22 protein-coding genes and 1 other annotated feature are annotated in these 23,315 nt (G+C 42.2%); of the genes, 2 read left to right on the forward strand and 20 right to left on the reverse strand.

Annotated elements, in window-relative coordinates; all coding sequences use genetic code 11:
- Positions 1-10: 10 nt before the first annotated feature.
- The 8 genes from CA598_RS14120 to CA598_RS14155 form a co-directional block, all read right to left on the reverse strand.
- On the reverse strand, positions 11-925 hold the full coding sequence (locus CA598_RS14120; protein ID WP_094871040.1) for a glycine betaine ABC transporter substrate-binding protein: 915 nt from the start codon (positions 923-925) through the stop codon (positions 11-13).
- A 44-nt stretch (positions 926-969) separates the two neighbouring features.
- On the reverse strand, positions 970-1,626 hold the full coding sequence (locus tag CA598_RS14125) for an ABC transporter permease (RefSeq protein WP_094871042.1): 657 nt from the start codon (positions 1,624-1,626) through the stop codon (positions 970-972).
- A complete protein-coding gene (locus CA598_RS14130) occupies positions 1,623-2,762 on the reverse strand; it encodes an ABC transporter ATP-binding protein (RefSeq protein WP_094871044.1) in 1,140 nt (379 codons plus the stop codon). Before CA598_RS14130 ends, CA598_RS14125 begins: the two co-directional genes overlap by 4 nt.
- A 192-nt stretch (positions 2,763-2,954) precedes the next feature.
- Positions 2,955-3,590 carry a GntR family transcriptional regulator gene (locus tag CA598_RS14135; RefSeq protein ID WP_256990502.1) on the reverse strand — a complete coding sequence of 212 codons (636 nt, stop codon included), beginning with the start codon at positions 3,588-3,590 and terminating at the stop codon, positions 2,955-2,957.
- An 81-nt stretch (positions 3,591-3,671) separates the two neighbouring features.
- Positions 3,672-4,931 (reverse strand): Nramp family divalent metal transporter, encoded by a 1,260-nt coding sequence (locus CA598_RS14140; protein WP_094871093.1) that lies wholly within the window; start codon positions 4,929-4,931, stop codon positions 3,672-3,674.
- A 307-nt stretch (positions 4,932-5,238) separates the two neighbouring features.
- Positions 5,239-6,918, reverse strand: a complete 1,680-nt coding sequence (locus CA598_RS14145) for a glutamine--tRNA ligase/YqeY domain fusion protein (RefSeq protein ID WP_094876911.1) — start codon at positions 6,916-6,918, stop codon at positions 5,239-5,241.
- 81 nt (positions 6,919-6,999) lie between these two features.
- Positions 7,000-7,260, reverse strand: a binding site (T-box leader).
- A 70-nt stretch (positions 7,261-7,330) separates the two neighbouring features.
- Positions 7,331-8,887, reverse strand: coding sequence for an SAM-dependent methyltransferase (locus tag CA598_RS14150; protein WP_094876912.1), 1,557 nt, complete (start codon positions 8,885-8,887; stop codon positions 7,331-7,333).
- Positions 8,888-8,936: 49 nt separating this feature from the next.
- Complete coding sequence (locus CA598_RS14155; RefSeq protein WP_094876913.1) at positions 8,937-9,791, reverse strand: copper amine oxidase N-terminal domain-containing protein; 855 nt, start codon at positions 9,789-9,791, stop codon at positions 8,937-8,939.
- A 169-nt stretch (positions 9,792-9,960) separates the two neighbouring features.
- Between CA598_RS14155 and CA598_RS14160 the strand changes: the two genes are divergently transcribed.
- A complete protein-coding gene (locus CA598_RS14160) occupies positions 9,961-11,172 on the forward strand; it encodes an oxalate decarboxylase family bicupin (protein ID WP_094876914.1) in 1,212 nt (403 codons plus the stop codon).
- Between the two features lie 59 nt (positions 11,173-11,231).
- On the opposite strand, the gene arsC is transcribed toward CA598_RS14160, so the two are convergent.
- The 12 genes from arsC to CA598_RS14215 form a co-directional block, all read right to left on the reverse strand.
- A complete protein-coding gene (gene arsC, locus CA598_RS14165) occupies positions 11,232-11,651 on the reverse strand; it encodes an arsenate reductase (thioredoxin) (RefSeq protein WP_094871053.1) in 420 nt (139 codons plus the stop codon).
- Between the two features lie 21 nt (positions 11,652-11,672).
- A complete protein-coding gene (locus CA598_RS14170) occupies positions 11,673-12,956 on the reverse strand; it encodes an arsenic transporter (protein ID WP_179281633.1) in 1,284 nt (427 codons plus the stop codon).
- A 95-nt stretch (positions 12,957-13,051) separates the two neighbouring features.
- Entirely contained in the window at positions 13,052-13,378 is a 327-nt protein-coding gene (locus CA598_RS14175) for an ArsR/SmtB family transcription factor (protein ID WP_094871057.1), read from the reverse strand.
- 77 nt (positions 13,379-13,455) lie between these two features.
- Entirely contained in the window at positions 13,456-14,010 is a 555-nt protein-coding gene (locus CA598_RS14180; protein ID WP_306440468.1) for a GNAT family N-acetyltransferase, read from the reverse strand.
- 49 nt (positions 14,011-14,059) lie between these two features.
- Entirely contained in the window at positions 14,060-15,385 is a 1,326-nt protein-coding gene (locus tag CA598_RS14185; RefSeq protein ID WP_094871061.1) for a sensor histidine kinase, read from the reverse strand.
- Positions 15,386-16,054 carry a response regulator transcription factor gene (locus CA598_RS14190; protein ID WP_094871063.1) on the reverse strand — a complete coding sequence of 223 codons (669 nt, stop codon included), beginning with the start codon at positions 16,052-16,054 and terminating at the stop codon, positions 15,386-15,388.
- 27 nt (positions 16,055-16,081) lie between these two features.
- Positions 16,082-18,043: an ABC transporter ATP-binding protein/permease gene (locus CA598_RS14195; protein WP_094876916.1), complete on the reverse strand. Its 1,962-nt coding sequence runs from the start codon at positions 18,041-18,043 to the stop codon at positions 16,082-16,084.
- Positions 18,044-18,207: 164 nt separating this feature from the next.
- Positions 18,208-18,351 (reverse strand): hypothetical protein, encoded by a 144-nt coding sequence (locus tag CA598_RS32290; protein ID WP_179283668.1) that lies wholly within the window; start codon positions 18,349-18,351, stop codon positions 18,208-18,210.
- Positions 18,352-18,367: 16 nt separating this feature from the next.
- On the reverse strand, positions 18,368-18,895 hold the full coding sequence (locus CA598_RS14200; protein ID WP_094871066.1) for a DinB family protein: 528 nt from the start codon (positions 18,893-18,895) through the stop codon (positions 18,368-18,370).
- Positions 18,896-18,958: 63 nt separating this feature from the next.
- Positions 18,959-19,615: a response regulator transcription factor gene (locus tag CA598_RS14205; RefSeq protein ID WP_094876917.1), complete on the reverse strand. Its 657-nt coding sequence runs from the start codon at positions 19,613-19,615 to the stop codon at positions 18,959-18,961.
- Complete coding sequence (locus tag CA598_RS14210) at positions 19,593-21,980, reverse strand: ATP-binding protein (RefSeq protein ID WP_094876918.1); 2,388 nt, start codon at positions 21,978-21,980, stop codon at positions 19,593-19,595. Before CA598_RS14210 ends, CA598_RS14205 begins: the two co-directional genes overlap by 23 nt.
- Positions 21,981-22,115: 135 nt before the next feature.
- Entirely contained in the window at positions 22,116-22,916 is an 801-nt protein-coding gene (locus CA598_RS14215) for a CPBP family intramembrane glutamic endopeptidase (RefSeq protein WP_094876919.1), read from the reverse strand.
- Between the two features lie 201 nt (positions 22,917-23,117).
- Here CA598_RS14215 and CA598_RS32295 point away from each other — a divergent pair, with 201 nt between their 5' ends.
- Positions 23,118-23,288, forward strand: a complete 171-nt coding sequence (locus CA598_RS32295) for a hypothetical protein (RefSeq protein ID WP_156113190.1) — start codon at positions 23,118-23,120, stop codon at positions 23,286-23,288.
- Positions 23,289-23,315: the final 27 nt, after the last annotated feature.

Raw genomic sequence — 23,315 nt, forward strand, 5'->3', positions numbered from 1 at the left:
AGATTTGTATTTAGCCTTCGATTAATCCCTTCTTGATCAGGAAATTACGAGCTACATCCTCTTCCTTGAGCGCATCCACATCAACCTCTGCGTTCAACTGCTGCATTTCTTCGTCACTGATTTGTCCGCTCAATTGATTCAGGATACCTTCCAATTCAGGGTATTTATCTAGCGTATCCTGACGAATAATCGGTCCTGCATCATACGGTGGGAAGAACTCTTTATCATCTTGCAAAATCACCAGATCATGTACTTTAATTTGCGCATCCGTCGCATAGGCATTGGTTACATCGGTTTCCCCATCGTCGATCGAACGATACATGATACCATGGTCCATTCCTTTGCTCTGCTTGAAATCCATACCATAAAGTTTTTGGATACCAGGGTATCCGTCCTCACGATCCAAGAACTCGAACTCTACGCCAAGAACCATATCTCCAGATACTTTCGCCAAATCGCTAAAGGTCTTCAGATTGTACTTCTCAGCCGTTTCACGACTAACCGCTAAAGTATAGGTATTATTTATGCCGAATGGGTCCAGGAACGCCAATCCATCTTTTTCGAGCAGCTCTCTGGTTTTTGTCAACGACTCCTCAGAGTTTCCCGTCTCCTGCTGATAGTAATTGGCTACAATGGTACCGGTATAATCCGGATATAGCTGGATGTTATTATTCTCAAGTGCACTCCAAGCTACATTAGAGCCGCCTAAGTTCATCTGGCGCTTCACTTTAATATCGGTTTTATCTTCTATTAGATCTGCCATCATATGAGCGAGTAGAACATTCTCCGTGAAGTTTTTGGAGCCAATCGTAATTTCTCCACCGTTACCGGCAGCAGCTTTATTATTCCCGCCACCACATCCAGTAAGTAACGCCCCTATTAATACTGTAGTTAAAACGCCTGTCATTAATTTTGGAATTTTCATATAATATCTCCCCTTTTTATATTCTTTCGAGACCAGAGTTTTAGTTATACTTTTAATCCCTTTGGAGTCGTTACCCGTTCAAGCAAGCCGAGTAGATAATCCAGTATGAGTGCAAGAATCGCGGCTGGAATAGCGCCAAGCAAAGTTAGAGCTTCGATGTTCCGTTGAATACCGAGGAAAATAAATTCACCCAATCCGCCAGCACCGATAAAGGCTGCCAAGGTTGCTGTCCCAACATTAATAACTGCAGCAGTGCGGATCCCCGCCATAATTACACTTAAAGCTAAAGGGAGTTGAACCCTGAATAGAATCTGCCAGTTCTTCATCCCCATTCCTCGGGCCGCTTCCACGATAGACTGATCCACATCCGTAATTCCCGTGTAGGTGTTGCGGATAATTGGCAGTAGTGAATACAGAAATAATGCAACAACCGCCGTCTTCATTCCTATGCCAAATAGAGGAATCATAAATCCGAGCATCGCCAGACTAGGTATCGTCTGAAGAATCCCTGCCGCGCCAAGCGTAATGCCTTTCAGAGGTTTAACCCGGGTAATCATAATTCCAAGCGCAATGCCAACAATAATTGCAAATAACATGGACAAGAGCACAAGTTGCATATGCACTCCCATAGAATGAATCAAATCATCTCTACGTATATCTAATTGATAGATGAGTTGTTGCCATAACGATTGATCTCTCATACAGACACTTCCTCCTCCTTCACGCCTCCCCATTGTGCAGCAAACGCCGTCAGAAGACTGCCTCTTGTAACAATCCCGGCAATGTTCCCCTCAGCGGTTACGATCGGAATAATGCCGTAAGGAGCTTCCGTAATTAATGATAATGCGTCTCTTGCTGTTGCTGTATCCTGCAGCACCACCCCAGGTGGTGTCATAATTTCTTCGATAGTAAGACTTTGTTCCATTTTAGCGGTAACATCATAAGCGGAGACGATGCCAAGCAACTTACCTTTTTCGTTTCCAACCAGTAAGGTATCCATTTTGCGTTGACGCATAAAGGTAAGAGCCTTACCCAGTGTGCGGCTTGGAAGGGATGTAGATGGATTGTCACGCATGACTTCTGTTACGGGGATATACTCAGGGTTTTGGTAAATACGGTTTTTGCCGATAAATGACTCTACAAAATCATTAGCAGGCCGGCTGAGTAGCTCATACGGTGTATCTAGTTGAACGATTTCACCATCTTTTAGGATAGCGATTTTATCTCCAAGCTTCAGTGCTTCATCCATATCATGTGTTACAAATACTATTGTCTTCTTCACTTCTTGTTGCATGCGTAGCAGTTCATCCTGCAGCTGCTCACGGGTAATAGGGTCCAAAGCACCAAATGGTTCATCCATCAATATAATCTCGGGATCAGCTGCCAATGCACGAGCTACACCTACACGCTGCTGCTGTCCACCTGATAATTGTTTCGGATAACGTTTAGCATATAAGACCGGATCAAGTCCGACTAGACGGAGCATTTCGAGCACCCGTTCTTTTTTCTTATTCACATCCCACCCCTTTAGGTCGGGAATCAGGCCTACATTGTCTTCTATGGTGTAATGCGGGAATAAACCAGCTTGTTGTATAACATAACCGATGTTCTTGCGGAGAGTTACGGGGTTCTCCTTGGTGATATCTTTGCCGTGGATATAAATATGGCCTGAAGTATGCGGAACAAGACGATTTATCATTTTCATCGTTGTTGTCTTTCCGCAACCGCTCGGGCCGATCAATACTAGTATTTCTCCAGCTGCGATTTCAAAACTAATATTCTTAACTGCTTCATAACCATTTGCATACTTCTTACCTACTCCTTCAAATTTCAGCATGGGTTTCCTCCTTCTAATAACTATCGTCAGATCATCTCTCCGGCGACTCTGTAAGTTAAACTATAACAAACAACTCCCAAACTGACAACCTATATACTAGCTATAAGTTGTTTGTAAATAATTGTAATAATATAATTATAAAAAAAACTATCCAGTGATAAACCCTGCTGGATAGCCTTTTTCAATCTATTTTTATAAATGATTCTCTGAATTTTTATTGATAAATTGTTCCGTTCTTTGGTACATTTTCTCATCACCAACTGCTACAAGTACATCATGTTCTCTGAGGATGACATGAGGACCTGGGGAGATCGTTATATTAGCACCTCGGCGAAGCGCTATAATCGTAGCACCTGTATTCTGCCAAAATTGTAATGTTCCAATGGTTTTGCCAACCACATGTGATTCTTCATGGATTGTGATTTCTTCCGGATGGTACGGCTTTAAATTCTTCATCCGGTCTGATGCTTCGATAATTCCAGTGAGTACCCTTTCGAACTTACCGTCGAGCTTCTTTTTTTCAAGCAACAATTGCTCTAGGTCCTGTTTCAACGAATAAGCTGATTTCAGATAGTTATTCCTGGTAATATACTCATACGCCTTTTGATCAGAGATGACAATAATCTCTTTCCCCTGTGAAACAAACACTATATTCTCATCCTTCAATAATCCCATAGCCTTACGAATCGTCTCGGGAGAAACATGATATTGCCCTGCCAATAGAGAACGCCCGGAAAGCTTACTCTGTACGGGAAATTCCCCGCTTACAATTCTTTGTGCAATATCAAGGGCTATGGACTTATAACCGGATATTTCTTGCATGGACATTGTCGATCTCCTTACTCTGGCGTGAATTATAAACATGCTCAAGTATACCTTTTTTCACTCACCAAATAAAGATGTCCTGCCTTATACAAACATTTGATATACCAAAAATAAATTTAACGATACAACCAGACCCGAGATAACCCAGCCGAGCGCAGCTGTCATCTTACGGTTCACTAACCCGCCCATAATCTGACGATTGCTTGTAAACACAACCAGTGGCACCAGTGCAAAGGCAATCCCAAAGGACAAGATCACCTGGCTGATCACGAGCGCCTTCGTTGGATTTACACCAAAGCCGATGATCGCCAAAGGTGGAATAATTGTAATCGCACGGCGTAAGTACAGGTTAATTCTTTTGTTGATGAAGCCTTGCATCACTACATCACCAGCCATAGTTCCTACAGAAGAGCTCGATAGTCCTGCGATGAGTAGTCCTAAACCAAAGGAGATGGCCGTTACAGGTCCAGCTAAATGACTAAATTGCTGAAACGCAACATCCAAATCCTCAACCACGATACCATTTTTGAAAAATAATGCGGCTGAGACAATAACCATTGCCAGATTCACTGCCCCTGCAATAATCATTGCAATAATAATATCTATGAATTCCAGTTTAAAGATCTGTTTCTTCTCCGCTTCATTTACTCCGACAATTCGGTTCTGTGTAAGGGATGAATGTAGATAAATGGCATGTGGCATCACGGTCGCGCCTAGAATTCCTGCGGCTAAAAGGATGCTATCCACCCCTTCAAACTTAGGTGTGAACATGCCTACAGCAACTGCCCCCATATCCGGCTTAGCTACAATAACTTGAAAAGCAAAGGCTAATACAACTATAAGAATCATTGCAGCAATTCCTGCCTCAAGGGAACGGTAACCCCGGCGCTGAAGCTCTAGGATAGCAAATGAACCCACTGCAGTGATGAGTGCTGCCGGCAGCATGGGAATATCAAATAATAGATAAAGCCCCAATGCCGCCCCGATAAACTCCGCCAGATCCGTAGCTATAATCACCAGTTCACTTTGAATCCATAAGAAGATCGAAACACTCTTCGGAAAACGATCATGAGCGATCTCCGGCAGGTTCTTTCCTGTAGCAATACCTAGCTTGGCGGATAACGCCTGAATAAGAACGGCCATTAAATTCGAGGCTACAATCACCCACAATAAAAGATAGCCGTATTTTGAGCCTGCCGTAATGTTGGTGGCAAAATTACCCGGATCCAGATAAGCAACCGCAGCGATAAACGCTGGACCTAAGAAAGGCAGTAATCTTTTAATGCCTTTGGTCTCCCCATTAAGTACGGCCTGCGCCGAAATGGAGTTTTTATGTTGTCTCATTTGCGGTTGTTCTATATGTGGTTTTTCTATTAAAGTTTGTTCCAACATGTCAATTCCTCCTCTTGCCCAAAAAAAGTTGTCTATATACACGAAAGTTTCCTATGTGCAACTTATATTTAAAGTATATGCTCATTCCTGAAAAATGTAAATATGTTTCATAAGAAATTTTCATATGCTTGTCCACCTACGACCAAGAACAAAAAAAAGCTGGACGATGATCAGAAATTACCCGATCTTCGCCCAGCTTAAGCCAATTACTCCGAAATGCTTATGGTGTGAGACTTTGAATATCTCTATGTGCTGTGAATTACGAATTTTTCTTCCATGTATCCTTCAGCGGTACAATTCGGTTCAGTACCAGCTTATCTGCTGTGGTATATTTCTTATCCACACAGAAGAATCCATGCCGGATGAATTGAAATTTATCTTCTGGAAGTGCACTCGCCATGGAAGGCTCCAACAAACAATCTTTCAGAATGGTTAGAGAATCTGGATTAAGATACGCGTCCCAGCGTTCATCCTCTTCTTTAGGACCCTCGTTATCTTTTAGCAACCTCTCATATTGATGAACTTCCGCCTTGATCGCGTGCTCAGCCGATACCCAGTGGATGGTCGCCTTAACCTTCCGTTCATTAAATCCGCTTCCACTCTTCGTTCTCGGATCATAGGTGCAGCGAAGCTCTATAACTTCTCCAGTTGCTTCGTCCTTGAGCACCTCATTGCACTTAACGAAGTAGGCGCCCTTTAACCTAACCTCATTCCCTATGGTCAGCCTGTGATAACCTTTGGGTGGCTCCTCCATGAAATCCTCTTGTTCAATATAAAGCGTCCGTGAAAAAGGAACTTCCCTTTCCCCAAGCGTCTTATCCTCACTGTTATTCTCAATCTTCAGCCATTCGCTTTGATTCTCAGGGTAGTTAGTAATAACTACCTTTAGAGGCTTTAGAACAGCCATCACGCTAGTTGCCTTCGCCTTCAAATCTTGTCTTAGCGAATGCTCCAACATGGCAATATCTACAATGGTGCTATTCCTAACAAATCCAATTTCCTTCACAAAATTCCGAATACTCTCCGGCGTAAAACCTCTTCTCCGCAGTCCGCGAAGCGTTGGAAGTCTTGGATCATCCCAGCCATCCACATAATGTCCTGTAACCAGTTGTCTAATATACCGTTTGCTAGTAACGACGCCGGTGATATTTACGCGTCCGAACTCCCTTTGCTTTGGAGCCTCAGGGGTATCCAGTTCATTCAGCACCCACTCATACAGTGGTCGATGATCCTTAAACTCAATCGAACATAGGGAATGCGTAATCCCTTCGATCGCATCTTGTATAGGATGGGCAAAATCATACATCGGATAGATGCACCAATCGTTGCCTGTTCTATAATGCTCCGCATGAATGATTCTGTAAATCACTGGATCACGCAAGTTGATATTAGGTGAGCTCATATCTATTTTGGCCCGTAATACTCTGGCTCCCGTCGGATAGGCTCCATTTCTCATCTCCGTGAATAACTTCAAATTCTCTTCCACAGAACGCTCCCGATAAGGGCTGTTCGTTCCCGGCTCCGTAAGCGTTCCTCTATAAGCTGACACCGCTTCAGGTGATAAATCGCAAACGTAGGCTTTTCCTTTTTGGATTAACTTTACCGCGCTATTGTATATTTTTTCCGAATAGTCTGATCCGTAGAAAGTATGGTCTGGCGGGTAGCCCATCCATAGCATATCTTCGCAAATAGCATTTACATACTCCAGATCCTCTTTTAAAGGATTGGTGTCATCGAACCGCAAATGGAACTTTCCGCCATACTTCTTCGCCGTCGTATAGTTCGTGTGAATAGCATACGCGCTGCCAATATGCAGATACCCATTAGGCTCCGGTGGGAATCTCGTGCAAATATCTCTACTGTAAGTCCCAGCTTCCAGCTCTTCTTGAATCAATCTGTCGATGTAACTCTCTGCTAATACTTCCGGTTCCTTGTTCATTGTTATTACCTCCTGTTTATGAGTGATATCCGCTTTGTTTATCTGCAAAATAAAAAGAACCTCACCTCCAAGACTTATGGTCTTGGGGACGAAATTCTCGCGGTACCACCCCAGGTTCATTAATATGTCGCCATATTAATCTCATCAAGTACGGCAATGCAACTTACGCAGCGCTTATACTCTAGCTCTATAACAGGAGCTCCCGTCATACCATCCCCGTCGATCGGTTCCGATATACCGCTCAGAGGCTTGTTTCGATAAATTCTCCCTTACCCTGTTCTCATCATCCAGGGCTCGCTGTGAAGGAATGATTTTATTTACTCTTCTCGTCATCGCGTTTGATTATTTTGTATAGGATACCAAATAGAGGGTCCTATGTAAATGGTGCTTTCACTTCTATTTAGCTTACGCTCTATTCCTCGCTCAGAGCCGTTATCAGTTCCAATACCACTTCATTATCCGGCTCTACAGCCAAAGCTCTACGCGCGTATTCCAGTGCAGCCCCTTCAGCTCCAAGCTCATAGTTACAAATGGCCATGCTATAAAGCACTGATGCTAACGGTTCTTCCATGTTGATATGCTTAGAACGCTCTAAGTAGACTAATGCCTCCTCGAACTTATCCATTTCATACAGCAGTAATCCAGCGTCCAGTGAGAGGTCATAGCTCTGTTCCATCGGATAATAACCTGTCCACATGAGCTGTATGCCTTGCTGGAGATCCAGCATTTCTTCATCACTAGCATCGGGTAACAGCTCCGAAATCTTTTCAGCACTATGGATAAACCATTCCGCTTCGTACCCACCCAAACGCCAAAAGGCCAAAATTTGCTGCAGTCCCATCGTATCTAATTGCTGATCCATCCATTCCTTCATACTGAAGAAATCATCCGGACCAAAACGCTCTATAAACCGCTTGTACCCCAGCCGAGTGTTCGTATAACTTTGAGGGGCTTCCACCATAAGAATACATCCGATGTTCAGGTTCTTATAGTGATGTGTAGTAAATAAAGAGTGTGCCCCTTTTTGTTCCAACATATGCTGGATCGCATGATAATTCGCCGTTAAGGAGAAGCTACCGTGGTGAATTAGCATAGGCGGTTCCTCAAATTCCCAATTCTCTATTCGGTGATCCCCCTTATCCGCTGTAAGGAGTACGAACCCTTCTGTAGACAACCTAGCCAGCCGCTCCAGACAAGTAAGCCCCACCACAGGAAACAGAATATGGGAATCCTCCAGCTTCTGCTGATAAAGTTTTATAACATCGTGATAAGGGTAAGTCTCCGCTTCGTAACTAGCCCCACGACGATAATGATACTGTGGAATGATTGTGCCCAGAACATCTGAGGGGTTATCCGAATCTGCATCCTTTGAATACTGAATAGATACCTCACATTCAAATATTTTACCTTCATCCACATAAATCAATTCCTGCGGGATACTATCAAAAAAATAATTCGCAACAAGCAGCAGCGGCTGCTGTAAATCACCGGGCCTGATACTGAGCTTCGCACGTACTAAATACAGTTGAGTATCCTGTACTGCATCAAAACGTGCGAAATCAAGAATACCCTGCTCTACGAATGGAAGTAAGCTTGGGTGCTGCTGCCAGCTGGTTATATTTTTAGCAGGCAAATCACTCATCACATAACGAAAAGGAGGAAGTGGAGTCCCTGCGTAATCTATGATTTCGCAAAGCTTCTCAAGGATATGAAACGCTAATCGTCCCGCCCCTGCCCCTAATTCCAGTATGGTAACTGTTTCAGAGAAATGTCCTTGTCCAGCCCGATCTTGCAGAAATCCGAAGATCATTTCCGCATAGGCAGTCGCTATCATAGGATTACTCGTAATATACTGTGGGACCTGATCATTATTCCAAGCCTTTAATCCCTGTTCCTCATAATAAGCTCGTTGCAATTCCCAAATTGGCGCTTCACTGAAGCGATAGCGCTGCCCTTCTTTACCTATCATCTATTTCTTAACCTGCTCTCTATATATCTTGTTGAACATGCAATGATCCTTACTCCGCTCTCAAGGTACGTGATCTGAAAATGACATATTCGGCCTCTGCCGGAATGGAAACGGAAAATGACAATAATGCCGCTTTGGAGGTTAACGAATCAGGCCCTTTTAACGTTTGGTAGTAAGAGTTCCCTTTACTGTCCACACTCACCAGCTCCAGTTCCGCATTCCCTTTAGGGATAACAAAGCCAGAGGTATTTTGCACGCCTAAGGTTAGTTTGTATTCTTTCCCAGATGGTGTCTGCGTTAGCTTAAATGGATATAACGGATATGGATGGGCTGTCGTTTCCACTGGGTAAGGGGCAAGCGCTAGATCCGCCTCAGGCTTTGCCCATTCCTCCCCTTTTCTGGCGCCAATACCAAGGGTTAATTTATTCACGTTATTGAACTGAGTTTCCCAGCGAAATGTCTTTAACCCCTCTAGAATAGGGGATGCTGGAACAAATAGGATTCCATCCTTGATCTCTGGGGCGATCCCTAATGAATCTTCTGTCTCCCCATTAAATTCTGCCTCAAGTTGCCCTGCTTTAATCTTTCCAACCGATCGATCCAGTAGTGAAACCGTAACACTATTCGTTAACGCGTCATAGAGCAAATCTGCACCAATCGCACTCGAGAAAGCCCGAATCGGCACCATTAATTTACCTGATTTAAAATAAGGAGCGAGTTTACCTGGAAAAAGGACGTAATACCCCCCGTATGATAGTGGCATTACCTGAGTCCCTAACTGAACAGCTGCCGACACCGATGTAGGTGTAACCGCGGAACCCGCGGCGAACATGATTACCAATAGACCTATGACATAAGCTCTTATTCTCCCTAATCGTTGCAAGGACTCCTTAATGTGATTCATCTCAAACCCCTCTCCCTCTCTACTCCGTCTAGAACAAAGCCTCTATTAGTAATAATCAATGATCCCCTTCCGCATGTCAACTTGTTCCACTTCTGCTATTCATCATAAAAGACAGGATTCCGCATATATTTTCATTGAGTTATTTAGAATCATGAAAGGAGTGCGATGGATGACTGCAGATGGACAGGATTCGCCAAGAAAGACAAATATCCCCCAGCCCATTCGAAGTGATGGCGCAGGGGGATTAGATAAAGGACCGCGTGATATCATGCGGGATTTGGAGAATCCGGACATGTTTGTCCCTCCCGTGACCGATGCCGGTCTCGTCCCCAATTTAAAATTTTCTTTCTCCGATGCACATATGCAGCTTAATCATGGTGGCTGGTCGAGAGAGGTGACGGTCAGAGACCTCCCCATCGCCACTACATTAGCTGGCGTCAACATGAGCCTAACCCCCGGTGGAGTACGTGAACTCCATTGGCATCAGCAAGCGGAATGGTCTTATATGCTGCTAGGTCGAGCTCGAATTACTTCCGTAGATCAAAATGGTCGAAACTTCATCGCAGATGTGGGGCCAGGTGATCTATGGTATTTCCCGCCAGGTATTCCCCACTCTATACAAGGTCTTGAAGAGGGCTGTGAGTTTCTGCTAGTATTCGACGATGGAAGTTTCTCTGATCTAAACACCTTGTCCATTTCCGATTGGTTTGCCCATACTCCGAAAGAAGTTCTTTCGGCTAACTTTGGGGTGCCTGCTGCTGCATTTGACTCTATTCCCACCGAACAGGTCTATATTTATCAGGATCGGGTTCCGGGCTCATTGCAAAGTCAAAAAGTAGAATCTCCATACGGTGAGATTCCACAAACCTTTAAATATTCCTTATTGGCTCAGCCTCCGCTGAAGACTCCCGGCGGGAGCGTCAGAATTGTCGATTCCAGTAACTTTCCGATCTCCAAAACCGTCGCTGCCGCATTGGTAGAAATTGAACCCGGAGAGATGAGAGAGCTGCACTGGCATCCAAATAACGATGAATGGCAGTATTATCTTACCGGAAAAGGACGCATGACCGTATTCGCTGGAAATGGTGTAGCACGAACCTTTAATTATAGAGCAGGTGATGTAGGATATGTTCCTTTTGCGTTTGGACATTATATTCAGAATACAGGCGATGACTCCTTATGGTTCCTTGAAATGTTCAAAAGCGATCGTTTTGCCGACGTTTCTCTGAATCAATGGATGGCTCTCACTCCCCAAGAATTGGTTCAAAGTAATCTGAACGTTGGACCAGAGGTTATAAACGCCTTAAGGAAAGTGAAATGGCCCGTTGTGAAATACCCTGAGCCAAGTAAAAACGCCTCCAGCTTTCCTAAAGGACGATAAATGTTATGCTGGAAATATAAGGATAAGGTATAAAGAGAAAAGGATTCTTCACCTGGTAACTATTCACCGGTCTCCGCAAATCGTTTGATTCTTTCCTCAATCTGGTCACGCACACGCTGGAACACTGCCCACTTCTCTTCATCGGTCCCTTGCGCTTTTGCCGGATCATCGAAGCCCCAGTGTTCCCGTTTGACCTTCGGAGGCGTCATTGGACATTTATCCGCAGCGTCCCCACATAACGTAACGACTAGATCAGCATTATTCAGCAGATTAGAATCAATCATATCCGAGGTCTGTCCGGTGATATCTATGCCTACTTCGCTCATGGCTTGTACAGCTTTTGGATTTAGACCATGGGCTTCAATTCCAGCGCTATACACGTTCCATGCTTCCCCTAGATACCGCTTCGCCCAGCCCTCAGCCATCTGACTCCGGCAAGAGTTTCCTGTACATAAAAAATAAATCGTTTTCTTGTTCATCTTGATCTTCCCCTTTTCAAATTAAGTAATCAACAACCACAGATAAAGACCTAAAAGTGTAATAAACAACGTTGGAATAGTTAATATAATACCCGTCTTAAAATACGTTCCCCAGGATATCTTCACCCCTTTGGCCGAAAGCACATGGAGCCACAGCAGCGTTGCTAGTGAGCCAATCGGGGTGATTTTAGGCCCTAAGTCTGAACCTATAACATTCGCATATATTAACGCCTCTTTAATAACTCCGGTTGTATGCGTTGCATCAATTGCGAGTGCGTCAATCATTACAGTAGGCAGATTATTCATCAATGATGAGATCAATGCAGCAATGAACCCCATACCCATAGTTGCAGCGAATAGACCCTCATCAGCAATCATTCCTATCGCCTTAGCGAGCAGATCAGTTAGACCCGCATTCCGAAGTCCATATACCACGACATACATTCCAATGGAGAAGAACACAATCGCCCAAGGTGCTCCTGTAAGCACTTCTTTCACCTTGACGGAAGGGCTTCTTCTCGCGAGGAGCATGAACACAATTGCAATGATTCCCACAACCACTGATACCGGAATCTTCAAGAATCCACTAACGAAATACCCTATTAAAAGAATAGCCAGTACAATCCATGATAGACGGAACATCTTCTTATCTTTGATAGCCTCTTGCGGATCTTTTAGCTGGGAATCATTAAATCGCTTCGGAATACTTTTACGAAAAAAGAAATAAAGCACTACGATACTCGCCATCAACGAGAATAGTGTAGGTACAATCATTTTCCCCGCATACTCCATAAAGGTAATTCCAAAAAAGTCAGCCGATACGATATTCACAAGATTGCTAACCACAAGCGGTAATGAGGTGGTATCCGCAATAAAGCCGCTAGCAATAATGAATGGAAATACTTTTTTCTCATCAAAATTCAGCGCTCTTACCATAGCAAGTACAATAGGGGTAAGTATTAGAGCCGCTCCATCATTTGCAAAAAAGGCAGAAACCAATGCACCAAGAACGATGACATACACAAACATTCGTGTTCCGTTCCCCCGTGCCGCTCGCGCCATATGTAAAGCAGCCCATTCAAAAAATCCGATACTGTCTAAAATCAAGGAAATTAAGATGATTGCAACAAACGCCAACGTAGCATTCCATACCATCTGTGTTACATCCAGAACATCATTAAAGCTAACTACCCCAGCTAGTAAAGCAATGATCGCTCCGCCGCAGGCTGACCATCCAATCGATAAATTTCGAGGCTGCCAGATTACAAAAATTAAAGTGACTATAAAAATAAGTATGGCTAGCATGACCACTTTCTCAACACTCCTATAATCTGCGAATGAATCCTATATCACCATATAACTATATAGTTATATACACTCTAAAAAACTACAACTATATTTTAGTCACAGCACGGTGCTTTAACTTCTTTATTTAAACTAGCCAATATCGCGGCTGAACTGGGCATTTGTTGAAGAACAGCCCTAAGATGCGGTTTATCCTCGACATTTAATGAATAATGCACCCACTGTCCTCGTTTGCTTTCTTTCACGATCCCTCGACTCTTCAATTTCCGTAAATGCTGACTAATCGCCGGCTGGGATATATCAAAAATATCAAGGAATTCACACACGCACCATTCCCGTTCTTTCAAAAGTGATAGCATGGCCAGTCGCGTCTTATCTCCTAAGAGCTTCAAATCATCTGCAATATCCGTCAGTGATTGCATCCCTACTTCTCCTCCTTCCAACATATATATAAGCGAATACTTATATTGTAATGAACTAGACATTGAGAAGCAAGAATTTATTTTAAATTGTCTTGCTTACACCACTCGTGCTCCAGCATACTGAACATCAAAGAATCACGCCAGCCATCTTTTATGAGTAAAGCATCTCTTAATCTGCCTTCATAGGTCATGCCAATCTTGGTGAGCACCTTGGATGATCCACTATTTCGAGGGTCACAGGTCGCGTATATTCGATGTAGATGCAGCTCTTCAAAACCAAACTTCAACATTAGTCCGGCTGCTGCTGTAGCGACTCCCTGTCCCCAGACATCAGGATGGACAATATAGCCGATTTCACCGCTTCTGTCCGTATGGCTTCTTATATTTAGTTCAACCATGCCGATCAAATTTTCAGTTCCTACTGCAACTATGGCTTGTGCGAACCTAGTTCTGGGAACTTTTCGAGAGTCATCTAGTGCCTGACTCACAAAGGAAAGGGTTTGATCAGGAGTATTTGGGCCCCAGGCTTGAAAACGACATACACGATCCTGTGAACAATACGCATGAACATCTCTCCAGTCCGTTTGCTTCAATTCGCGTAAATAGATTGGATTTAGATCTTGCATCATCATCCCCCTCAAAGTTTCCCTTTAGCTTTATCCCATTAGCTATTCATGTGGTTTAGGTTCTAGGAATCGTTACAACAAACTGTGTTCCTTCTCCAACTTTACTCTCCACTTCAATTCTACAATCATGTATTTTCAGAATCTTCGTTACAATGGAAAGTCCAAGTCCATTCCCTTTAAGAGCGCTGCTACGCGCCTTCTCCACCATATAAAATCGATCAAAGATAAGCGGAAGTGCTTCCTCAGGAATGCCTTTTCCAGAATCTTTAATATATACCTTCACAAATTGCGCGTTCATCTCAATTTCAACATGAATGGTACCTTCTTGCCCCGTATATTTTATAGCATTATTTATTAAGTTCTGCCAGACCTGATCAAATAAATCTTTATCCACCGTGATCTCGCAAGGCAATAAATCCAATTCAATCATAATATCTTTCCGTGCCCATTGTGGTTCCGCTAATACGATCGTTCTTCTTAATTGTTCATCTAATTGGAATGTGGTGGGATTAACCGGATGGTGTTCTGAATCGAGTGAGGCTAATCGGAGCAGATTATCACTAAGCCTAGATAATCGTAAGGTTTCCTCATAGATAATATCCAGATGCTCTTTTTGCTCTTCTAATGGAATGACACCGTCTTGTAGCGCTCTTGTAAATCCTCTGATCGATGTAAGTGGTGACTGCATTTCATGAGAAACATTGCTGACAAAATCATCACGAACTGAGTCCATTTTCTGCAGCTCACTTGCCATACGATTAAAGCTCTCCATCAGTTCACCAAATTCATCCTTATTACGATAGGTCAATCGGACAGATAAATTACCTGACGCCATTTCCTTAGCTGCAACAGTCAGCTTCTTAATAGGCTTCACAATATACCTGGACATGAACAAAATAAGCAAGCTTCCGATGACTAGTACAGCTAATAGTGTAAACAGAAGCGTAATTCTCAAGCCTCTTACAATCGATGAAAAATCAATCTTGATAATGAAAGCACCTTTCCCGTCATCTATCTTAGGAATCCCTACGATAGCAAGTCCGCCCCTACCCGATAAAAAGACCGCATCGGTTGTGTTGGATTTGAATAAGGTAGCAACCTTCTCCTTGTCTAATGAAAAAACAGATTCACTTGGCTCATTAACAACCGCTATATCAATACCAAATCGATTAAGCAGATCTGCAAATGCGTTTACTTTTTCCGGATCATCTATTAGATTTGTCACCTTAGCTATATCTTTAGCAATATTAATGAACATATGGTTTGGGGTATTATTTTTTTCTGAAAACTGCATAAAAAGAAAAAAGGAAATAATTAAACTGACTAAAACAATCCCAATGAACGTAACGACGATTCGAAGACGCAAACTTTTTCTCACCATCTAGGCTAGCTCCAGTCGATAACCAAGTCCTCTTACCGTAGAAATAATGACCTGAGGAATAGGCTCAAGACGTTCCCTTAAGCGTTTAATATGCACATCAACCGTACGATCATCACCTTCATAGTCCATTCCCCATACATTTTCTATAAGCTGAGTCCGTGTGAAAATTTGCTTTGGCGAACCCGCCAAAGCAAATAACAATTCACATTCTTTCTTTTTCAATTCAACCATTTGATCGGCATTAGAGACTATTAAATTCCCTAGATCAATCGTTACTTCCCCTAATTGAATAACATTCGAAGGTGTCACATGATATCTCTTCAATAATGATTTGACACGAAGAATCAACTCTATGGGATCAAACGGCTTTACTAAATAATCGTCTGACCCGGCATTAAATCCCCTGACTTTATCTTTAGACTCTCCCTTGGCTGTAACCATCAGGATTGGCATATCGATATAAGATCGAATATCTTCTGTCAGTTCAATACCATCGATATTCGGCATCATCACATCCACAATCACTAAGTCAATTTTTGTATGAGCTAGAATGTCTAATGCTATTTGACCATCTTCCGCTTCCACTACGGAAAACTGATTTTTTTCAAGATATAATCGGATTAGCTTGCGGATATGGGAATCATCATCAACCACTAGAATTGTGCTCATACATCAATTTCCTTTCCAACATTGTATTTATTCGTATCGTAGAGATTCCATCGGATCGAGCTTGGCAGCCTTCGATGAAGGCATCAAACCAGCGATAATACTAATCCCTGTACTTACAACTAATCCGAATACGATATAAGATCCAGATAAGTTAATAAGCTTTACGCCAAATGCATTTTCCAGAAGTATATTTAAGCCAAAGCTAATGATAGCTGCAAAGATTATGGCGAAGACACCGCTAAATATTCCCAATAATGCGGATTCGGAAAAGAATATTCGCTTGATATCTTTCTTTCTTGCCCCAATCGCACGAAGGATCCCAATTTCTTTAGTCCGTTCCACTACACTAATATAAAGTACAACCAATATCATAATCCCTGATACGATGAGCGAAATCCCCGCAATACCAGATAGAACGATCGTAGCCATATCCACATAAGTTGTGATACGCTCCATGATTTTTGCCGTTTGGGAGCCCGAGAAGCCCGCATCAACAGCCGCTTTATTTATATCATTCACATATTTCATATCCGTTGCAAAAGCATTAACCTGAATCGGGCCAATGGTAATCCCTTTATCAGTATACATTTGCTCCAGTGTCTGTGTTGGAATATATCCTGTTGGTGACATTTGCGCTCTTGGATCAGTGGCTTCATAAACACCAGAGACCGTGATTTCTTTTTCCAATGTGATCGGTTTATGTTTAGCATCCATTTCATTAATATACAGATGAATAGACTTCCCTACCATAGCATTCGGTTGGTCATTTCCACTTAATTGACTCGCTATTTTCGTTGGTAATAATACTTCATTTTCTTTCGGTAAAGCCCCTGCTTTAATCGTCGCTTTATCAAACGTATCGTTTAAGGTGGTTAATTGTGTAAGACTACTCGTTTGTTCCCCAAAAACCGTAGTAGATTTGCCTGTAATGGTTGTTATGGACTCTACATGATCTACATTTGGAAGGTTACGAATCGTTTCAACATCGGCCTTTGTAAATGTAACGCCGGGTAACATCATCGCTTCTGGGCCCTTCATGTCCTTGGCTTCTGGATTTGGCTTAGTGATATCCACCAGCAAAGGGTCCATACTTGAATTTATTTCATTATTAATATAGCTCGTGATCCCATTTCCTAAGGAAAGCATCAAAAGTACACTTAAAATACCTATCGAACCACCCAATGCTACCAATACATTACGTTTGGCATTAAGCTTCATATTTTGAAGAGCCATTTTGAAAGAAGCCATTAAGCTGAGGTTTCGAGCCGAACCATCTCCACCATTGTAGGTAGCCATGGAACGTTCCTTCAAATGAATATCGTCTTTAACCAATCCCTCTTCAAGCTTAACGATACGGCTACCGTAATCAGCTACTTTCTGCGAGTGGGTCACGGTAATGACCAAAATCCCTCTTTTCGCTATGCTGTCCAACAAGACTAATATTTGATCCCCTGTATCCTTATCCAGCGCACCCGTAGGTTCATCTGCCAGTATAATATCTGGATTGTTCGACAATGCGCGTGCAATGGATACCCGTTGCTTCTGTCCACCGGACAGTTGATTCGGACGTTTTTTCAGATGATCCTTTAATCCTACCTCCGTCAAAATCTCTATAGCACGCTTATTACGTTCCTTTTCGCTTGTATTCGTCATCTGCATCGCAACCGTAACATTTTCCAAGACGGATAAGTGTGGAATCAGATTAAAGTTTTGAAATACGAAGCCGATGTTGTTTTTGCGATAGTCATCCATTTCCTTTTCGGTCATCTTGCTTAGGTTCTTCCCGCGAACAAGGACATCGCCTTCATAATCAGAGTCCATTCCACCAATGATATTCATTAGTGTGGACTTGCCGCAACCAGACTCACCGAGGATGGAAACAAATTCACCTGTCTCAAAGCTTAAATTCACATCATGGAGTACTGGAACCTTTTCCTTACCATACAAAGTATACGATTTTTTAACATTCTTAACCTCTAATATGTTCATTCCGATCTCTTCCTCTCCTGGGTCACGCTCTTTTTCTCTGTCTTTGATGTTGCCTATCCTAACAAATTTATGTGAACTGATAATGAACTGGAGACTTTCATGATTTGCAGCGAAAAAAGACAACCTTCAATAACTGAGGTTGTCTTGTCCTGATCTATAAGAAATTAGTGAGTCATATAATAGGCAATTCGCCCAATTTCTTTACCTGCGTAATAAACGATATCAAAGATTAGCACTGCTAAGATAAATTTAGAGAACAACGGATACTTGTTAAATAAAGGCTTAATACTCTTCTCTATGAACTCCATTCATGTTCCCCTTTCTTTAAGCTAGCGCTCTTTTTCGTAACAATCTAATTTGGCCTCTGTGATTAATTTCATCTTCGAATACATGAAACCACATGAAATAGTAGTTCGCCTGTTTGTTATGCCAGAATTCCTCTTCTGTATATAACCAGTCATCATCAACGTTTGCGAACAATGCATACGTTCTTTCTCTTACTTCATTTAAACGGTCTAAATAATAGTTAAGATCATTCCCTTTAATCATTGCTCGCCCTTCGTCACCTAAGCTTAACGCTGGCCCCCATATGGTTAATTCTTCCTCAGACAAATCTCTTCCCTCAAACGTTGCCACTTGATACGCATATTCTACCGCAGCGTAGTGTGATAATAACGCTCCAATGGAGTTGCTTTCTGAGTCCAATAAGTAGTCCAGTTGTTCCACTGTTAGACCGGCAACGGCTTGTAGTGTTGTGTGTCTGGCATAGTTCATCATGGATAAAAGACGACTAATTTGCGGTGAATAACCGGGGATATCTGTAATCAGATATATTTTGTCCATGTCGATCATAGTGTGATCTCTCCTTCATATCTTCGAAATTGTAAATTTAACAAGACTATGTATTTGTCCAGTTCAAAATTGCTCCGTTCTAACAAGTCCCAGCCGTTTTCCCTCCACGATAGCTTCGGATCTGGAGTGTACACTCAGCTTCTCAAAGATTCTCGTCAAGTTATACTCCACAGTTCTTTGTGACATTAAAAGTTTGCTGGCTATGTCTTTGTTGCTTTTTCCACTGGCAACTTCTTGGAGTATCTCTTGTTCTTTTTGATTAATAGATACTTCTTCAATGAACTGATTATCCCGGTTACTGGATATCTTGATATCACTTCTGCGCAGCTGCTTTAGTAAAGATACTGGAATGACAGCCTCATTTCTTAGTGCACAACGAATGATATTTAACAACTGTTCTCTGGAAGCTGTCTTAGAGATAAATCCTGTAACCCCTGACTCTATCAACAGGTTATAATGCGCACTGATTTCATATCCGGTATATATCACTACTTTAGATTCGGGATCACGCTGAACGGCTCTTTTGGTGAATTCGAGTCCGCTAATGGTAGGCATATTAAGATCGCATAATATCACATCAAATCCTTGCTGCTCCAGCCTATCGAAAGCTTCCATTGCTGACAAAACAAAGGTTACCTCCATATCAGCATCCTGCTCAATCATGTTTTTGGTTCCTTCTCCAACTGAAGGATGATCGTCAACCAACAAGATACGTATCATCGTCATCGCCTCCTCTATTTTTCTCCTCTACAAGTGTCATTGTCGGTAAATAAATAGTAACCTCCAACCCTTTACCCTTCTCCGAGTTAAACTTACATTCTCCTTCTAAACTCGCTACACGCTCTTTGATACCGGACAAGCCCATATGATGAAATGATTCTTTAATATCTCCGATATTCATTCCTACTCCATCATCCTTGTAACGGAAATAGAGCTGCTCTTTCTGTTCCAGTTCAATCTCAATCTGATTTGCCTTGGCGTGCTTCCCGGCATTTCTCAGAAGTTCCTGCACAATTCGATAAAGAGCTATCACCAATTCATCACTTAACTCGCCTATCGGATTTGATGTAAAGCTAATAAAATAATTGGACTGCAGCTGAGCATACTCAAATAAAATTTCCAGCGCCTTCACAATCCCAGCTTCCCTAAGAAGCGGAGGACGCAGTTCATTGCAAGTCTCCCGGATCTGATAGATAACATCCAACAGCCCCTCTTTGATCTGAAGCAGCTCCGGTAAGATTTCTTTTGAAATGTCGTGATCGGAGATCAGCGTTTCTAGCCTACGAAGCCAAATAAGTTGATCTTGAAGGGCAGAATCGTGTAAATCTGCCGCCAGCTTTCTTCGCTCATTCTCTGACAAGTTAAAAATCAGGCGCAGAACCCAGGGTGACCCATGTTGCTCTTTTTTCATTTCAACTTCAAGGTCTTCAATCAGACCTTCAATCAGATATAAATTCTCATAGACGATGCTTGCATAGTTTGCGATGGTATTTAACCAATTTAGCTCATCCCTATTCGTCTTGATATGATTCTTCTTATGATCGATCCATAGGAGATGAACACTCTTTTTATGGCGACCTATCACTAGTAGGATCCCTTGCTGGAGTTGAATGACCTCCCCTACTTTAAGAACAGGGTATTGTGATACAAATTGTATATAGATGTCTTGGCCAGAATCATCCACGATTGGCTCGAGACTATGCAAATTCTCATCCTCATCTATCTCAAAAAAAGCCAACCGATTAACCGGTAAAATCTCATTGATCTCCTTGTTGAGTGCAGCTTCCAAATCAGATACCTTCATAACCTTTGAGATTTGCTTAGAGAATCGTTCCAAACTCCCTTGATAATGATGAAGTTCATGGACCAGCTTAGGCCGGAAATAATGATCTATTTTCTCCTTAAAAAATAAGAAAGTCGTAATCGATAAATACACCACCAAAAACATCTGAACCCATTTGATCCAATCATATTCCGGCCTACTCTGAATGATCGCCAGGACTACCACAATGATCAGCGCCGGAATGAAAGCAATGAACAGATCATATTTGAATCGACTAAAAGCGAAATCAATATCAAATAGCTGTTTAGCAGTGAGCAGATAAAAATAGGTAACTGGCATTAAAAACAAGAAAATCGTAGTGATTTCGTAAGGAATCAAGTCGATCCCAAAAGCTATCGGCACAGCTGAAAGAAAAATAAATGGTGTAAACGCAAGGATTTGTCCGGTTAGCATAATTTTAAGCATCGATTTAAGTGCTGTGCTCCGATAATTGATGTATACATAGAGCAGCTTAAATATGCTGTATAGGATGCCTACAACAAAAAAACCAATAATAATTAGACGCATAAAGGAATATAAGGCTCTATCCCAGGAGTAAATAACTAAACTAAAGCTTGAAACCATAACAAGTAAAATGACGAATCCGTAGGATGTCTTGATAAGAAAATTAGAAAGAAATAGAACATTAAATCCTTTCAGATGTACTTGGACAAAGTGGATAAACACCAGCGGGATTAAAGGTAGTAAGCCACTCATAGTAATTCTACCGATGAGATCTGATCTGCTTGAGGCATATCCGGCGAAGTACGTCACTCCCACCAATAAAAAGAACAAAATCAGCAGTTCAGCTGCGCGTTCTCCATTTTTTCTACGGTATAAAAGAAGACTTAACACCATCAAAAAAACAAAGGTTGCTCCAGGTACTACAAGCTGTGTGAACGTATGATATACCGACAATTTATTCTTGATATCATAATGTTCTGCGATCAGGATACCCTCTTTAGAAATACGGAGGAGATCAATGGATTGAACTTGCGTGAGATTTCCGTATCTCACCGGTCCATCCACTTTTTCAATCGGTGTTCCATTAACCGCTACTAAAATATCCCCTTCCCGTAAATTCTGCTTATAGCCCTCACTGGAAACGTCGACCTCTGCGATATAATATTGTCCTTGTTCATTCTGCTCCAGGCCAACTTCAAGTAAGATATTGGAGTGAATGATTCCCACAAAATGAATGATAAGAAAGGCAAAAACGCATAGTAACCCTGATATGAAAAAATAACGGAGTTTCATTCTCATTTGAATCCCCCGGAAGAACAAAATTATACATATTTGTAATTCAGATCATGTATCCTCTACTATCTTAAATGAATTCAATAGGGAATAATATACTTTTATGCATGATATTCCTTCATTTATAAACGAACGCAAGAGTTATTGCGCTAAACTGATCGGCTGCCGTTTAATCCTGAGGTTTCGATTCAGAATCCAAACTGCTACAGCACCATATAAAATTACCGGGACCCAACCACTCTCTCCAGCTACATACTCTAGCATCGGTGATGAACTCGAAGTAACATTGCGCAACACACTATCTATAGCATTATTAGTTCCATGTAAAAGCACTGCCGGCCATATACTGCCAGAGGTCAGACGCAGTTCATTAATAATAATTCCCGCAAATACAACGGATAAAGTGAACAGGGTCAACACAAGCCAGCGGTTCCCTGAAGAATGATAGGCACGTGGGCCAAGAATCGCGGGATAATGCCATATTGCCCAGATAAAACCCATTGTGATACTGGAACTAACTCTTCCCATCCATTGAAAGCGCGGAAGCAGCCAGCCCCTCCATCCTATTTCTTCCCCCAATGCAGATAGCGAACCCAGAACAATATAAACGACCAAATATATAGCCGTCTTGATCCATGAATCTGGAGGATTCAAGCTTGATGCCCATCCTGTCCAATAGACAGCATAACCCGCTCCCAGTGAAATTAAGGGAATAACCAAAGCCAATATGTATTCTTTCCCACCTCTAAACCTGAAACCTAACCTTCTCCAGCCCTCAGCACGATAACCATCGCGTACAATCAAGAACATCATGAGAAATACTGTGAGCAACGGGGTAAAACCGTACAGACCTTGTGCTGATTCTGGGAGTAGCAGCATCCCAAGTGCCATTGCCCACACCATAATAATAAATAGAAGAGATTGTTTCTTTTCAGAGAGCAATATTCTCACCTACCTTTTTATAATTAAACGCCTGTTTTTCCTATATAATCCAATTCTACAATAGAAGCCAGGTCATTTCACCGAAAATAACTGCCGTTAAACCCGCAAGTCTTTTGCGGTGGTGCACCTCAACACCTCCTCATCTGGCATAAAACTCAAACTACCTTCTCATACTATGGGGAGAATATGGAGGTGAATGTCATGCCAAAAAATAACGCCAGTCCCAAAGGTGAACCAGGCAAACATCAACCAAGTAAGAAAAACAATGCACAGAATAACAATAACTTTAATGAAGCGGCTCAGATGGTTAACATCGATAAAGCTGCCGATTATGTTCCCAGCTTAAACGGTGTTTCCAAAACCGACGTCTAAACCGCACTGTTAAACAAAAAAACACTC

It is taken from the genome of Paenibacillus sp. VTT E-133291 (assembly GCF_002264395.1).
GTDB lineage: Bacteria > Bacillota > Bacilli > Paenibacillales > Paenibacillaceae > Paenibacillus_AQ > Paenibacillus_AQ nitricinens.